General features: G+C 51.9%; 16 protein-coding genes and 1 tRNA gene. 7 read left to right on the top strand and 10 right to left on the bottom strand.

Translation table 11 applies throughout. From position 1 onward, the window contains the following. Window positions 1-82: 82 nt before the first annotated feature. On the bottom strand, window positions 83-670 hold the full coding sequence (gene rloA3 / locus I6N98_RS13075; RefSeq protein WP_198568795.1) for a retropepsin-like aspartic peptidase RloA3: 588 nt from the start codon (window positions 668-670) through the stop codon (window positions 83-85). Between the two features lie 179 nt (window positions 671-849). Here rloA3 and I6N98_RS13080 point away from each other — a divergent pair. Then, window positions 850-926, top strand: a tRNA-Arg gene (locus I6N98_RS13080). A 498-nt stretch (window positions 927-1,424) separates the two neighbouring features. On the opposite strand, the gene I6N98_RS13085 is transcribed toward I6N98_RS13080, so the two are convergent. Beyond that, window positions 1,425-1,634, bottom strand: a complete 210-nt coding sequence (locus I6N98_RS13085) for a helix-turn-helix domain-containing protein (protein ID WP_198568796.1) — start codon at window positions 1,632-1,634, stop codon at window positions 1,425-1,427. Window positions 1,635-2,002: 368 nt separating this feature from the next. Here I6N98_RS13085 and I6N98_RS13090 point away from each other — a divergent pair, with 368 nt between their 5' ends. The 6 genes from I6N98_RS13090 to I6N98_RS13115 all read left to right on the top strand — a co-directional run bounded on the left by I6N98_RS13090 (window position 2,003) and on the right by I6N98_RS13115 (window position 5,297). Beyond that, a complete protein-coding gene (locus I6N98_RS13090) occupies window positions 2,003-3,241 on the top strand; it encodes a site-specific integrase (protein ID WP_198568797.1) in 1,239 nt (412 codons plus the stop codon). 1 nt (window position 3,242) lies between these two features. Then, window positions 3,243-4,166, top strand: coding sequence for a hypothetical protein (locus I6N98_RS13095; RefSeq protein WP_198568798.1), 924 nt, complete (start codon window positions 3,243-3,245; stop codon window positions 4,164-4,166). Window positions 4,167-4,229: 63 nt separating this feature from the next. Then, entirely contained in the window at window positions 4,230-4,571 is a 342-nt protein-coding gene (locus I6N98_RS13100; protein ID WP_198568799.1) for a hypothetical protein, read from the top strand. Next, window positions 4,571-4,822: a hypothetical protein gene (locus I6N98_RS13105; protein WP_198568800.1), complete on the top strand. Its 252-nt coding sequence runs from the start codon at window positions 4,571-4,573 to the stop codon at window positions 4,820-4,822. Before I6N98_RS13100 ends, I6N98_RS13105 begins: the two co-directional genes overlap by 1 nt. Then, window positions 4,819-5,058: a type II toxin-antitoxin system Phd/YefM family antitoxin gene (locus I6N98_RS13110; RefSeq protein WP_198568801.1), complete on the top strand. Its 240-nt coding sequence runs from the start codon at window positions 4,819-4,821 to the stop codon at window positions 5,056-5,058. Before I6N98_RS13105 ends, I6N98_RS13110 begins: the two co-directional genes overlap by 4 nt. After that, the gene (locus tag I6N98_RS13115) at window positions 5,055-5,297 is read left to right on the top strand and encodes a hypothetical protein (RefSeq protein WP_198568802.1); all 243 of its coding nucleotides are present in this window, start codon (window positions 5,055-5,057) and stop codon (window positions 5,295-5,297) included. Before I6N98_RS13110 ends, I6N98_RS13115 begins: the two co-directional genes overlap by 4 nt. Window positions 5,298-5,970: 673 nt before the next feature. Here the strand turns inward: I6N98_RS13115 and I6N98_RS13120 are convergent. The 8 genes from I6N98_RS13120 to I6N98_RS13155 form a co-directional block, all read right to left on the bottom strand. Continuing rightward, a complete protein-coding gene (locus I6N98_RS13120; RefSeq protein ID WP_198568803.1) occupies window positions 5,971-8,340 on the bottom strand; it encodes a TonB-dependent receptor in 2,370 nt (789 codons plus the stop codon). 58 nt (window positions 8,341-8,398) lie between these two features. Next, window positions 8,399-9,319, bottom strand: coding sequence for a hypothetical protein (locus I6N98_RS13125; protein ID WP_198568804.1), 921 nt, complete (start codon window positions 9,317-9,319; stop codon window positions 8,399-8,401). 224 nt (window positions 9,320-9,543) lie between these two features. Beyond that, window positions 9,544-10,188: a TetR/AcrR family transcriptional regulator gene (locus tag I6N98_RS13130; protein WP_198568805.1), complete on the bottom strand. Its 645-nt coding sequence runs from the start codon at window positions 10,186-10,188 to the stop codon at window positions 9,544-9,546. 124 nt (window positions 10,189-10,312) lie between these two features. Continuing rightward, window positions 10,313-10,633: a 2Fe-2S iron-sulfur cluster-binding protein gene (locus I6N98_RS13135; protein ID WP_198568806.1), complete on the bottom strand. Its 321-nt coding sequence runs from the start codon at window positions 10,631-10,633 to the stop codon at window positions 10,313-10,315. Window positions 10,634-10,765: 132 nt separating this feature from the next. Next, window positions 10,766-12,235: an aldehyde dehydrogenase family protein gene (locus tag I6N98_RS13140; RefSeq protein ID WP_198568807.1), complete on the bottom strand. Its 1,470-nt coding sequence runs from the start codon at window positions 12,233-12,235 to the stop codon at window positions 10,766-10,768. A gap of 22 nt (window positions 12,236-12,257) precedes the next feature. Further along, window positions 12,258-13,013, bottom strand: a complete 756-nt coding sequence (locus tag I6N98_RS13145) for a glucose 1-dehydrogenase (RefSeq protein WP_198568808.1) — start codon at window positions 13,011-13,013, stop codon at window positions 12,258-12,260. A gap of 142 nt (window positions 13,014-13,155) precedes the next feature. Beyond that, window positions 13,156-14,367 (bottom strand): cytochrome P450, encoded by a 1,212-nt coding sequence (locus I6N98_RS13150; protein WP_198568809.1) that lies wholly within the window; start codon window positions 14,365-14,367, stop codon window positions 13,156-13,158. Between the two features lie 67 nt (window positions 14,368-14,434). Further along, on the bottom strand, window positions 14,435-15,607 hold the full coding sequence (locus I6N98_RS13155) for a phosphotransferase (RefSeq protein WP_198568810.1): 1,173 nt from the start codon (window positions 15,605-15,607) through the stop codon (window positions 14,435-14,437). Between the last annotated feature and the right edge of the window lie 21 nt (window positions 15,608-15,628).

A 15,628-nucleotide genomic window follows, 5' to 3' on the forward strand; every position in this document is an offset into this window, starting at 1 on the left:
ACTCGGTGCCCTAAGGATACTAATGATCAACGATGATGAACATCGCCCCAAAAGAGGGTATCACCCGGCGCAATGTCTGGGGTCAAATACCGATATCTTCATCGTATTCTTTGGTCGCATAGTTCATCACTGTGGCCGACTCGTCACAGCTGGGTTTGTGGGTGAAATTTTTTGATACATCCACCAAGCCGAGACTCTGAATGGTGCGGCGCCCCAGCAGCACCGGGTAGTGCATATCGCCTCGGTCCCGCAGGCTAAACTGTTCTTCGTATACGGTGTCTTTAAGACACAGCTTCATCAATACCACCGGACGGCGGTCTGTGCCCCCCGCTCCGCGCAGCAACAGCCGGCGATGCACAGGCAATTCAAAGGTCTTAGAGACATCCTCGTCTTCGTACTCATCCTCCACATCGACGGTGAAGCGGACCCATTCCTCGCCATCTTTTTCAAACTCTTCAATTTCCGTGGCATGCATGGAAGACGTTAATGCGCCACTGTCCAACTTGGCCTTGACCGCGACGCCCCAAGGCTCAATCGTTGCCATCTCCAACCAGCCAAATTGTTTTTTGGCGGGGGACGCCTCTTTCTCTGCGGACTCGGCCGACCAAGCCAGACTGTGCGTAAGAGCAAATAAAACAGCCGCCGAAGTCATCACAATCCGTTTGAGCATAGTATTTCACTCTCCTGCCTTTGCTGATACTTATGCCACTGGACAGCGATCACGGTGACCGGTTCCCTCGCTTAACCCTGGTAAAACCGCCTACAGCACCGATCCTGCGGTATTTTTACGAAGTTACCGACAGTCCGTTGACAGCCACTTCGCCCTTCACTATAGTACGCACCCTCAGCGCGCTCGTAGCTCAGCTGGATAGAGTACCTGGCTACGAACCAGGCGGTCGGAGGTTCGAATCCTCCCGAGCGCGCCATATATAAGCTGTTGATCAGCAACGAAAAACCCGACCAAAGTGTCGGGTTTTTTTGTGCCTGTCAAATGCCTTTGTGCCCAAGTTGTGCCCAATCTGTGCCCATAATTTTGCCTTAAATTTAAGATTGACCTCTTGGCTACGGAATTTCGATGACCACCTGGCTGACGGACAAGTTGTCAAAAGGTCCTGACCTTTTGGCTCTGGAAAGTAGATGGGCTCAGGCAGGGACTTAGAGGTCAGCACTGTTGGGGAACAAAATGTGGGCTCTACTCTATAAACGAGGGGTGGCACTCATCTCACTCTGTTAATCACACCGTCCCAACCGCAATGGGCCAGTACCCTTAACCTGTAATTGCTTGATGTCACAAATTGTGACTTCAAGAAGAGAGCTCTGCGACAAAAGCTGTCTATGGGTTTAGCTGTATATGGGGAATATCGTTTCGAGAATTTCAAATGTATTCCCAAAGTTAGAATCTAACGCCTCGCTCAAGGCATGACTCACCCTTCCTTTATATAAGTCATCAGATCAGAGACTTCACACTCAAAATAAGCACAGAGCTTATCAATGTTCCCTGTCACGGTGTTGTAGCCTTTTTCGTTAGCAATCTTGGAAAGAGTACCTCTGCTTATTCCGGTTTGTTCAGCAATCTCCACCAAGGAGATTGAATGCCCCAACTGGAACTCTCTTTCTGCAATCAGTTCTTTCAACCTAAATCTAATCATATGCACAAACGCTCAATATAATGCACATATAGTCTTGACATGACTCATATGTTGCGTATTATCTGAAGCATATGTTCAATTAAATGAACATATGGGCAATGCAAAGTTCAACTGGAGATAGTACATGACTACGACATACCTGACTACAGACCAACTTTCCGAGCGTATTCACTACGATGCTAGAACAATCCGGAACCAGCTTAAGGATTCAGTTCTACTAGAGGGGGTCCACTACTTCCGCCCATTTGGAGGCCGGAAAATACTTTATATCTGGGAGAAGATTGAAGCCGATATGCAGAACACCTCACCTGCGCAGGCTATCGATATCCCCATGGCTTCTGGAGGGGTTTGCCATGGGTAGCATCAGAGCACGTAACGAGACACGGCGACTCTTTTTCGAGTTTCGATATCGTGGGAAAAGGTGCAGGGAACAGACGGCTCTAGAAGACACTCCTGCCAATCGCCGCAAAATGGAGCAGGTCCTGAAGAAAATAGAAGCGGAGATCACCTTGGGGCAGTTTGATTACCTGGCCTACTTCCCCAACTCCAAGACTGGTCAAAAACTTGTAGCGGAAACTGTAGTCGCTGCGCCGCCTACCTTACCTCCGGCGGGAAGCCGCCAGTTAGTGAGGACCGAGGCAACTGATGAGGATGTGGATTGCCCTACCTTTGATGACTTTGCCAAGCAATGGCTCATGGAAAACGAAGTTCGATGGCGAAAGTCGACCCTGGAGCTTCAGCAGTCGTTTTTGTCCCGCCATTTGATCCCGGCCTTTGGGGAAAGAAAGGTCAACAGCATCACCAAAGCGGAAGTACTGTCATTCAGGTCTAAACTCGCCAAAGTCCCAGGCCATCATGACAAATTACTTAGCGCTAAAACAATCAACGAGATAGTGGGCTCCTTAAAGGCCATCCTTGATGAAGCTGCTGACCGCTATGAGTTTACCAGTCCGACTGAGCGCATCAAGCGGCTCAAGGTGCAGAAAAAGGACATCCACCCGTTCTCTTTAGAACAGGTCAGATTGATTCTGGAAAACGTCCGTGAAGACTATCACTGCTACATGACTGTGCGCTTCTTTACGGGTATGCGTTCTGGTGAGCTACACGGTCTCAAATGGAAGTACATCGATTTTGAGCGTCGCCAGATCCTGATACGGGAGACGTTCACTAAGGGGAGAGTCGAGTACACCAAAACCGATGGCAGTCAGCGAGAAATCCGCATGTCTGAAGCGGTATATATGGCCCTCAAGAAGCAGGAGGCGGCTACACGCCGCGTTAGTGAGTACGTGTTCTGTAATCGCCTTGGCCAGCCGCTGGACAACAAAAACTTCACCGACAGGGTGTGGTACCCCCTCCTCCGCTACCTTGGTTTGGCTATTCGGCGTCCCTACCAAACCCGACATACCGCAGCGACACTATGGTTGGCCTCCGGAGAATCCCCTGAGTGGATTGCCACTCAGCTTGGCCACACCTCTACTGAAATGCTCTTCCGGGTGTATTCCCGGTATGTCCCCAATCTCACACGCCAAGATGGCTCAGCCTTTGAAAAAATGCTGGGTACTACTGAAGCGTCTGCTCTGGAGGAGTCGTGATATGCCACTAATCCATTCGGAACTCTCCCTCACCCCACTCCGTTCCGAGATACTGACATCTAGGCGGCTGGAACGCTGCCAGTTCCGGGTGCTGGGCAGCCAGGACCAGCTAGACCGCTCAGGTAGACCAACCCGGTACCTGCAGCTGGGGAATCTGGCGGGAACCGCCTTGTCCGCAATTCCGCTGGGCGGCAACCCCACGCCGCTTCACAGTGCCGATCATAGCGATATCATTGAAGTCACTGGAGAGTTGTGTGCCTACCCGTCGCATTGGCAGCTCATGCCGGAGATCACTGCATTACCCCAACGCCAGACGTTAAAACCTACGGCGCTATTGCCCCGGGAGTGGGTACTACCGACTTTTCTTCCCGCACTCCGGGTGATCATCCGACATTGGTCGCGCTTGAGTACGCCAGCACTGCGTCAGTTTCTGAACAGTGTATTTGTCGACAGCAGTAATGCCATGGGAGTGTTAAATGCCCCTGGCAGCCTGCGGCACCACCACGCTTACCAAGGGGGTCTACTGGAGCACACAGCCGATATGTTGGTCCGTTACGGCGGCACCTATCCCAGCTCACACGATGATCTAGAGCGGGATATCGCTACCACCCTGATCATCATCCACGACCTGGGTAAGACCCTCACGCTCGTTGGTGCTGACCGCGGCGCCACGCAGCCCCACGATATGGCGGCCTTAGAGCTGTTGGCCACCCCACTGGCGGAACTGGAGATGTTCGATCCAGCGCTAGCCAATATCCTCCGCGGCTACTTTAGGCCCAAGCAGTGGTACCCCAAGGCTGATCACCCATCCTATGCGCTGATATCCAGGCTCGATAAACAAAGTGGCGTGAATGCCCTCCAGTCGGCGCGCTGCCAGAGATCAACGCCATATCCACACAACAACGCGTCTTACTCAGAACAGTAATTCAACAAGTGATTGTCAATGCAGGCGATACCGCCATACGACTACATCAATGAGGACGATTCCATGACAGACACCATCGATACAAAGCAACAACAAGAGCTCAAAGCCCTCACTCAACAGCCAGACACCCTCTGCTATATGGAGGCGCTGGCCGATAAAGACCTCTCCGGACTGACTTGGACGATCTACGGGGTCCCTGATAGCAATCTGATCATCGTGCAGGCGATAGCGGGCTCCTTTGAAGTCCTGGCCTCCAGCCCCTCTACGGTGCTTTACCCTGCAATGGCAGACCGGGTCTTTGGGATCGATGTTGAGGACCAAGCTCTGGCAGCACAGTTATCAGATCAATTGTGGGCCACGCACCAGCAGGACTTTGAAAATGCTCTGCAAGGAGGAAGCAACTGATGCGCCAGAAAACCATCACGATCGGACACTACCACAAAGCCCAGATCGCCATAGAGCGGAATATGTGCAAGGGCATTGTGCGGCACTATGTGCTGACTCACCGGGGTAAAATCGTAGGGCATCTGCTGCGATTAGACGACTACCTGGCTATGCAGCGTCGCATTGAGCTCAATCAGGTATGGGGAGAGGCCCTGCGGCGTTATCGCGAGGCGGGTATAACCGACAGCGACCTGCAGGGAAAATCACAATGATTTTGGAGCTACTACCCCTCAGTCGACTGAAGCGAGAACTGAACCGAATCGTCCGGCAGCTCGACAATGGAAATCCGGAGGTTTACATCATCACCTGCAGAGGTGAGCGGGTAGCCTACGTGCTAAACCCTGAATTATTCCATGAGATGATGGATCAGGTTGACCACGCTGAGCTTGAGAACGCCCTTCTCAAGAAAAAGAGCCTCTCCGATACAGAGCGAGGAAATACAAAATGAAGCACACCACTCGGATCACAGTAGAGCAGGACACCGTCACGGCGATCACTTGCGACGCCTGTGAGCAGCGGTATGACGACGTTCTGGAAATGCAAGCCTTCGTGCATATTGTAAAAACGGGGGGATATGGCAGTATCTTTGGGGATGGCACCGCGATGGAGTGCGACTTGTGTCAGCACTGCCTGCAAGCGCGGCTTAGGGATGCCTTACGGCTTGAAGCACAGCCAGGCAGGCTGTGAGCACCCTAATAGGAGGAATAGACTAGGATGGATTTAACGAGTGCAATGCTGGCCATTTTGTTGATCGCTTGCGCTATAAGTATTCCACTGTTGTTCTACATCAATGCCGAGCGGCTGAGCCGGTTCGTGGAGCGGCGATTTCCGCATTGGGTAGACACCAAATCCGAAGTTACCTGAGCTAAGCGACATTGCATACAGAGAAGTCGCTGGTTGGGCAATGGCACCTCCGACTGTTTTAACCAAACATTGCCGAGGAAAGATGCGATCCATGTCTTCGGGAGGAAATCTTTGAGAAACTCCGCAATCTGGCTGTCGTAAAATCGAGACCTCCTCATATTTCGCTCCTTATGCGAGTATTGTAAAAATCTCTACCCAAAACCTCGATTATTTTTCGGGGGGATTACAAAGGATGGTTTCTTGAACGATTACAGAGCTACAGCGTGACCTGGGAAACTGGCTGGATTATTAAAAAATTGAACGAACACATCATCGCAAACGTGCGGTGGCAGAACGTCAATGGAAACCATGCTCGAAGGAAATATAATCTGAAAGGAAAGGTTTTTGAATTGCCCCCGACCTGACAGAAACCTAGTGAAGAATCGGTAACTGTCAGATCAAGTCTGAATTACTACATCTCATCAGAGCTGTGGTAGGTAGTGACTCGAGGGAAAGGTCAGTCTCCACCAAACTCCCAATTCACCCTAATACCATAGCTAACCGGCCTGGCTAACTTTCCAACCACGCCGAAATCAGTTTGAAACTGATAAATGTAGTATTTGGAGTTTTCCAAGTTGCCTCCAAACAATGAGACGTCAATATTGGAATCGTCATGGGAATATGTGGCGCGGGCATTCAATACTGTATAGCTTTTCTGTTCTAGCTGATTTGCTGCATCGTAGTAAAAGCCGTCATTGTAGTAATAATCAAGGCCTATATTTAACTCACCGCCGGGCAAAGGGGTAAACCAGTTTATCCCCAACGTCGCCGTCAGTTCGGGATTGCGGACAATGGTATTACCACTGTAGTTTTCATCCGGGCTGTACATTCCGGCGAACTCTCCATTTGATTCGGTATAGCCAACAGCATCGTCGAATTTATCATAGCGACCGTCTAAATAACTGGCACCTAAACTGAACCGCCAAGCTTCACTAGCTGCCCATTGAATATCGATATCCGCGCCCTCTACGACAGCTAGCTCTGCATTCTGAAACTGGACGACACCACCTGACAGCAGGGAAACAAATTGGGACTGAAGGTCCTCTATCTCTGTTTTGAAAATAGCGGCGTTAATCTGCAAACGCCGATCCAGAAGTGATGACTTAACCCCCAACTCATAACTAGTCACAGTTTCCGGCCGTATGAATGTAGGTGACTCAGTTAAATTAACGATATTGTAGCTTCCGCTCTTAAAGGCTTGTTGGTAAGACGCATAAATTATCTGGCCATCTGCGGGAACGACAGAGATGTTAAGCTTTGGAGAAAAGTTTGTCTCTTCAAATTCTTCAGCCGGATAGCCAATTGCCTCTACGTAAGCGGTCTCACCGACAAGCTGTGTGCTCAACTGCAAGTTTGCATTGTAGACGCGGCGTTTTTCCCTCTGGAAACGACCGCCCAAGGTAATATCCAACCAGTTAATTGGCGTCCAGGTAGCCTGAGTGAAAGCTGACTCAGCAACAGTGTCCAGCGAGCCAGTGACATTGATTTTCGCTTGCACGAGATTATCCAAAGGCGACAGGATACTCCCTAAAGTGTCTGTTAAAGGCGCCAGGGCGCTTAGATCAATAGGTAAGGGAAGATCGCCACCCAATAACCCCGAAAGACCGTTATTAAGACCGGCAAGCGCAAAGCCAACGGGATCGTAGCCCACTGTGCTGTCAAGGTAGTAAAGACCGAAGATCCACTCCAACTGATCTCCACCTGGGGATTCATTATTGGAGATGAACTGAATTTCCTGAGTAAATATCTCGCCAAACAACTGCGGGGTATTTTCCTTTTGGGTACCGTCACCACCAAACTCAACAAGGTTTGCACTGGATCCGTCAAAATCTACCAAGGACTGCCCATTAGTATCCTGGTAGGCCGTAATGGATTTTATGTCAAAGGGTCCCGGAAAGAATTGTAGAGTTAATGCACCCGCCTTCAGTTCACTGTAAGCGGTATTGTCAAGATTGGTATTACTTTTGTAATCAGGAGCACAAGATATACCTAGCGTTGAACCCAAGGCCGAAGGTTGCAGGCAAGCAAGCAGGGATGTACCCACGCCCTCGGAGTCAAAGTAGTAAGCTGACAGGGTAGCTTCCGCCCACTCGCTGGGTAACCAACGGGCGGTAAAATTAGCACCCCGCTCACGGTAGGGTTGCAGCTCGTCGTAAGATAAGCCTGCCACGGGTTCGTAGTAGTCGTCTCGCGTGTTATAAATCACCGCCGCACTGGCCGATAGCTCATCGGTCAACGGGCCACTAACATAGAGGCGATTATTATTCTCAGAAAAACGCTCATAACTCGTTGATGCCTTAGCGGTAAAGCTATCGCTAGGCTGGCGAGTGGTAATACTGATGGCCCCACCGGTAGAGTTTCGACCGAATAAGGTGCCCTGAGGCCCTTTCAGTACCTCTACTCGCTCCACTTCCCCTAGAGAGCGAGCAAGTCCGAAGGAAATCGGGAAATATACACCGTCAATATAGGGAGCGACACTTAGATCCGCCGAGGGAATAAAGGCATCAGTGCCAACACCGCGTATAAAGATTACCGCGTAATTAACCAACGTATCATAAACTAGTCCTGGCGTTTTTATGGCAAGATCCGCCATGCTTTTCACCCCAGCCTTTTCCAAGGCATCACCACTGAAGGCATTGATGGCGATGGGAACTTCGTTAACATTTTCCGCGCGCTTCTGAGCCGTAACCACAATCTCCTCAAGGGCATACTGCGGAGATTGTTTCTCTTGGGCGTTAAGTAATAGTGGCGAGAAGCCTCCCAGCCCAATCAGAGCTGGGATCAGACAGAAAACCGAACACCTTTCAAAACCTGTTTTTAAACGCATTTTCTTATCCACTAACAAATACAAAGACGTGAGATACCAAATTTTACTGCCCGGTCTGTTAGGGCAAATACAGGCTGTCCCAACCAGTCAACAACCTTAGCCCCAGCAACGGCACAATCAGGCAAATAATGAAAGTCACATTGAATATCGCCACCCAGGCAGCGAGACGCATCAAAGGAGCGGACGCTGTTGTACCTAGCGCCAATGAGCTGTCATTGTTATCAAACTTAAAACTCTGTGATAATCCACAAAGCCTCTCTAAGCGATTGGGACCGCTTTCTTCTGGCGCACCAACCAGCCATGAAATCAGATTTGGCCAGATGAACATGGTGAGCATGGGCCACATGAGCGGAAAATTGCCGCGACCCATGTCGAGATAAGGCCCTATAGGTGGATCATAAGTCCACCAACCCATATAAGCCGCAGTCCCTTCCACTGCAATATTCCAGACAAAGGTTAAAGGTACGGTGAAGACGATAATGGCCTTGCCTAAGCTCGCACCGGGATGCCGACGCTGGTAGAACTTGGCCAATTCCAGAATCGCCCAGGTATGGAGCACCCAATACACCGCATACATAAAGGGCATCCACGCAGGGTTATGAGGTGCAGTGAACGGAAGATCCAGCGCATAGTGGTGAAAGTTTGGGCTGTACAACAGATGTTGCCCCCAATCACCAAAGGTTTCTAACCAGAAGGTGGATGCACTAGCAATGCACATCAACACCCACCAGGTAAGCTCTCCCTTTTTTATACTGTCGCGGACCAGAACAATCAGGACAAGAATGGCTAGGGCGGGAATAAGGTAATTCAGCAGCCAGGGCATGGGCGGGTCAACAATACCTTCGGGGACGCACTTCCCATCCAGCCAAAACACGCCGTCGCCCCCGGCGCAGACTTCCCCAGGTACACCCAAATATGGCGATTGCTTTTCTATCAAGTCAGCATGAGCGTTATTATTCGACCAGTGAAACGAGATCATTCCCCATCCTGTTATTTTTGTGGCTAAGGAATTTAATGATCACTGTTATCGTGTCGCGAATGAAGCATATCCGGGTCGGATTTAGTATCACCGAAAAATCCAGCAAAAGACTGATATTTATATTATTTTTATTGGTTCCAAAAAACGCTTGCCTCTCTGTCCAGATTCTTCGGGCCAAACAAAAGGGGAAGTAAAAACCCGAATAAACCAGGAGAAAGCTCTCGCTAGCTTGAGGAATTAAAAAAACTCAATGCCATCGACAACATCAGTTCCCGAAGCAGCGGTTGTCTTCGATAATCGGGGTTGTCCCTCAAAATATGGTACGACGACTGTTCGATGGCCCGACCCATGGTGTAGGCACGTAAATCCAGCTCTTCTGCCGACATCTCCGGGTAGAGCCGTTTGAAAAACTGCTTGAGAATTTCGGCCCCTGTTTCCCGCCTTTCCGCGTAGTTATCAAAGGACGTCCAGATTCCAAAGTAGCCACTGTGGGATTGATAAAACTCAGCATCCAGCTCAATCAGTCGGCTGTGCAGTGCCAGGGCCGAATCCACTATCAGGGCCAGACCCTCGCCTAGGTCCATACTGTCCTGCATGGACTCAAGGCGGGCGAGCCAGCGCTCGAAATGCTGGTGTATCTCGTGGCGAAAAACCTCGGCTTTTATTGCATCGAGGTTTGGAAAGTACTGATATATCGAGGCCTTGGGGACACCGGAAACCCACTCCAGCGAGGTGGTGGTTAGGGCCTCAGCACCGTCCTCTAGCATAATTTTCCGCGCCGCCTGTTCAATGGCCTGGACCATGCGTCGGGAACGCTCCTGCTTTGGCTCCCGGCGCAGTCCGCCGGGGTTTTCGCCGTCGCCAGCCATATCTGTCACTCGCTATTATTATCACTTTGCGTGTATCACCATGTTGCGATAAGTTACAAACTCTGAAACCAATCGGTTTTACATCGCGTTGTATTTCCTCAACCGCTACTGTAGGGTCGATAAGTTAAAACTGCGAATCTGGCAGGATAACTCGCAACCCTTCCATGTTTTCATTCACGATGACCTGACAACTTAAGCGACTATTTACTTTTTTCTCTAGTACACAATCCAACATTTCGCTTTCGATTTCTGCCGGTGGCTCGATGCTGTCTAAACAGGATTCAGAAATATAGCAGTGACAAGTAGCACATGAACAAGCGCCGCCACATTCTGCAAGAATTTCATCAATTCCGTTATCGACCGCTACTTGCATCACACTAACACCTACGTCAGCGACAACCTGAACTTCGTGACCGTCGGGTTTTTCGAAAATTAACTTTGGCATTCTGTATATTCGCTCACTTAACTATGAATAAAATAGATTCAACAAATTTCCGAAAGTATGCGCGCATTGCGTTTACTGATAGCAAAACAGTTAGCTATATATCCGCAAATGATTCACCTAAAGAAGCTCCTACTATTGAGATAAGCTTACGGTCTTCAATCGAACAAATTCATCCAACCCTGGACGACCACCTTCCTTACCGAATCCCGATAGACCCAGGCCGCCAAAGGGCGCATGGGAAGGAATATTGCGACTGCCATTAATATGAACAAAGCCGGTTTTCAGGGCGGCGGCAACACGGTGGGCACGCTTTAGGTCATTAGTTTGGATATAGCCACCAAGCCCATACTGGGTAGCGTTGGCAATGGTGATAGCCTCTTCCTCGGAACTGAATTTCTGGATCACCAGTACCGGACCGAACACTTCCTGCTGGGCAATTTCACTATAGGGGTCTACATCTGCGAAGATCGTCGGAGACACGTAAAAGCCATCGGCCAGATCGCCCTCCAGGCTCAAGCGCTCGCCACCCAGTACCAGTCGCCCCGCCCCCGCCGCTTTCGCACGGCCTACCATGGAAAGGATGCGATGGCAGGCTTCTGCATTAATTACCGGGCCAATAAAGGTATTCACATCACGGGGATCGCCAATGGGCAGGGATTTGGCAATGGCCACCACCTTTTCCACCATCTCGTCGTAAACCCCTTCCTGAACCAACAGCCGGGTGGGCAATTCACAACCCTGGCCGCTAAGCAGACCAACACTCATCATTGCCGCGTGCTGGGCGGCACTATCCAAGTCGGCATCGTCGAAAACGATATTGGCCGACTTGCCACCCAGCTCCATCACCGAGGGCTTTAGCAATTCCGCACATTGATGGAGGATTTTTCTCGCCGTTACCGGACCGCCGGTAAAGCTGACTTTTTGCACATCCGGATGGGCAATCAGGGTCTGGGCAGATTCCACGCCACCGGGCAAAATATTAATCACACCCGGGGGAATGCCCGCTTCCAGCGCCAGCTTGCCAAACAGCGCCGCCACAAAAGGAGTCTGCTCGGCAGGTTTAACAACCACCGTATTACCCGCCGCCAATGCAGGAATCACCTTCATACCCAGGCTAATCAGCGGGCCATTCCAAGTCACCACAATACCGATCACTCCGTAAGGCTCCGGCAGGGTATAGATAAACTCATCGTTGGGATAACTGCTGACCACCTGACCGTCGAGCTTGTCAGCCCAGCCGGCGTAGTAACGGGTCCATTCCTCGGCCAAACCTGCACCGCCAGCAGCAACGCTAAAGGGCGTGCCACCTTCGATAACCGCCAAACGCTGAAAATCAGTGGCGTTAGCTTTGATCAGATCGGCAAAGCGGTTCAACAATAGCGCCCGCTCCCGACCCGGCATGGCCCGCCAGACCTCAAAAGCCGATACCGCTGTGGCGATAGCACTTTCGGTTTCCTCAACACCTGCCAGGGGAATCTCAGCCTGGGCTTTGCCCGTAGCGGGGTTGATATGGGTGTACACGCCACCGGAAGCTTTTTCGATAATCTGGTCGCCGATCAACAGACAAGCCTGTGGGCAGCTGGCATTAAACTCCATGCTCATTTTCTTCTCCTCGTTGTCTGATTTAGATGCGAATGACGGTGCCGCCATCGACCGGAAAGATCTGGCCGTTGACAAAGGCCGCTTCGTCGCTAAGCAGGAATACGCCAACCTGGGCGATCAACTCGGGGCCCGCCACCTGACCAGAGGCCTGACCAGACATTTTTGCCCAGGCGGCCATCTGCTCCACCGACATGATGGGCTTCATGCCCTCAGTATCCACCGTGCCGGGGGCGATGGCGTTGACGCGGATATTGTCCGCCGCCAGGGAGTGGGCCAGATTAACAGACAGGGAATTCACACCGGCCTTGGACACCGAATAAATCCCGGTGGCCTGCCAGCTGCCAATGGATGAGGTATTCACAATGGCACCACCGCCCTGCCTGCGCAACTCCGGCACCACCGCCTGGGTCATATACAGTACACTGTGCATATTCACCGACATCACCCGCTGGTAGTCATCCAGGGAAATATCCTGCAGCTGGGGCATCAGGGCGGCGCTCAATAAACCGGCATTGTTGACCAGGTAATTTACCTTGCCGAAGGCCGCAACGGTGGCCGCCACGCATTCCTTGCAGGACTCCGGCGAACCGACATCGACCTTAACCGCCAGCGCCTTGCCCCCCGCTTCGGTGATCTCCGCAACCACCGACTCCGCCAACGCCAGATTAATATCCGCAACAGCAACTGATACGCCACGCTGGCTCAGCAAGCGGGAATAGGCCGCGCCCATGCCCTGAGCGGCGCCGGTGACAATCACAACTTTATTTTCAAAACTCATACTGCATCTCCTGATTTCGGGTGTGGCTAATGGACATTCCCCAGTAGCACTGGTATTTCTCATCGAGCGCCTATCGCCAGCGCCATTGTTGTTCAGCCATATTTTGGTGCTAGGCCATAACTTGTTGTTTGGATATAAAGTGCTACCAACGCAGCTCCAGACTTTCCATCGCCATCACCGCGCCGCCGCGGACCTCGGGTTTAAAGCCTTCCTTCACCGAAAAGGGAGGAATGCGGGCCAGCCATTCCTGCAAAAATACCCGCAGTTCCAATCGCGCCAGAGTCGCACCCGCACAATTGTGGGGTCCACCGTTAAAGGCCATATGCCGAAATTTGGGTCTGTCCAAATCCACATGATGGGGATTTTCCAGGGCCCGATCATCGTTATTCGCGGCGGCCAGACTGCAGATGATCCGGTCCCCCCCTCGCATGGTTACGCCTTTAAATTCGGTATCCTCGGTAACCCGGCGGGGAATATTGGGGAAGGCATAGCGGCGCAGTAATTCTTCCACCGCCGCAGGAATCTGGTCAGGGTTGTCACGAAGTTGCTGCTGAAACTCGGGGTTCTCAGCCAGATGCTTTATGGAAAAGGTCATCGCATTGGTCACCGTATCCAGCCCTGCCAGGAACAGCAGATTGCACATTTCCAGCACCCGTTTATGGCTGAGCTCTTCGCCATTCACTTCAGAGGCGAGCAGTATACTGACCGGATCGTCAGAGGGCTGCTTGATACGCTGGCGAATCAGGGACTTGAGGTAAAAGCGCATACGAATAAAGGGCAACAGGCGTTTGAGCATGGTATCGGAGGCGAGAATGCCATTGGCCCAGCGGACGAACTCCTCGTAGCGATTCAGATCCATATGCATCAGCCCCATAAAGGTCTTGACCGGAATGGGTACCGATACCGAGGACATAAACTCGCAGCCTCCTTTGGGTTTGACGTCTTCGATCAGACCCACCGCCAGCGCTCTGACCTGCCCCTCCAACTGAACCACCCTCTGGGGCGACAGAAACTTCATCAGCAACTGGCGATACAGCGTGTGATCCGGGCGGTCCATATCCTGGGGCGGCAAAGACAGCCCCAGCTTGCCCACATCAGGAGAAAAGGGCGCTTTGTGACTGGAGAACAGCTCCGGCGTTTGCATAATATCCCGCACGTCTTCCATCCGTGTGGCAATCCAATGCCCGCCATTGTGCGGCGTATAAAAAATATCCGGCGCACTGCCGTGCAAGGCCTTGTGGCTGGCATGCACATCGCCGCCTCGGGCCGAATCACTGAAGATATCAAATTCGTATACCAGATTTGTCGGAACGTGGTCGGGCACTGGCGGTAATTGCTTGTTAAAAATAGACATAGTCGATCACATCACGTTTGGTTAGAAGTTTGCTCATTGGCGATTTTCACTGGAAGTCGCGTCCACGTTATTTTTCGTCTGCCACGCTGCTTAAAACCGCACCCGCAACATCCAGATCCTCCACCGCAGTATTGATTCGCTCCCAACTGCGATCCATGCTCTCCTGACTCTGCAGGCCCTGCCAGTTACGGGTCAGTTGCACGGCATCCCAGCTATAGGCCAGCCAGAAACGGTACTGGTCAAAAACCTCGTCGAAGCTTTTGGCGAGCACAACGCCATTTTCGCTCAGGGTCTTTATGTATAGTTTAAGCAAGTCGCTCTCGTGCTTCCGTCTAAGGGCAACCGGTGCGCCGGTGCCGAGAAAATAGGCCACTTCACGAATACCCTGACCGCGGTGGGCAATTTGCCAGTCCAGCAAGCCGCTGCGACCATCATCGAGAATATAGGTGTTACCCAGATGGGTATCACCATGGACCAGAGTATGAGGACCCGCCTCACGCACGGAGATCACCGCATCCTCATGCGTCGTCAGCACTCTTGCCAGCTCGCGCACCGGATCTGGCACTTCCTCGCGACCATTGATAAAACGCTGACGAAAGCGCCGATGCACCGCCATCATCATCCGAAAGCCCGGACGACTGCGCTCGCTATCCAACCAGGCCAATTCCCGATCCAGTTTTGGCGACTGCCAGAAGGCGCTGTGGAGCTTGGCCAAGGCCACCATCATGCCCTGCAAATGGGAAAGGGGCGCCTCGTCTGCAAGGGTAAAGGTCTGACAGCCCCTGGCGGACAGGTCCTCCAGCACCAATAAAAAACGCGCGCCCGGACCACTATTTGACGCGTAAATGCGCGGCGCCTCATCACCGAGGAATTGCCGGGCAGTGCGATAAAACGCCACTTCATTCGAAGCCATTTTCAGCGGCCCCACCATCAATCGGCTGCTGGCGGTCTTGGGGGTCGATTTAATAAAGACCACCTGGGGAAGCCCCGCAGCTGTTCCCGCTTCATTCCATTCCAGGCCCAAGCGCTGCCGATCTGTGGTGCCAAAATCACCCCCCAACGGCGAGATGGCCTTCAACTCGGCACCGGCCACACCATCGGCGATGCGGCTTTGCAGCCAAGCTTTTTTGATATCAGCAGCGCGCATTGGCCCCGGCGCTGGCACCCAGGGCAATACACTCACCGCTGCCCGTCCCAGCATTTGGGCACTGTCCACGACAATATTTTTTTTACCCAACATTCTGCTTAGTTCTGTTTTTGG

The sequence above is a fragment of the Spongiibacter nanhainus genome (assembly GCF_016132545.1).
Classification (GTDB): Bacteria; Pseudomonadota; Gammaproteobacteria; order Pseudomonadales; family Spongiibacteraceae; genus Spongiibacter; species Spongiibacter nanhainus.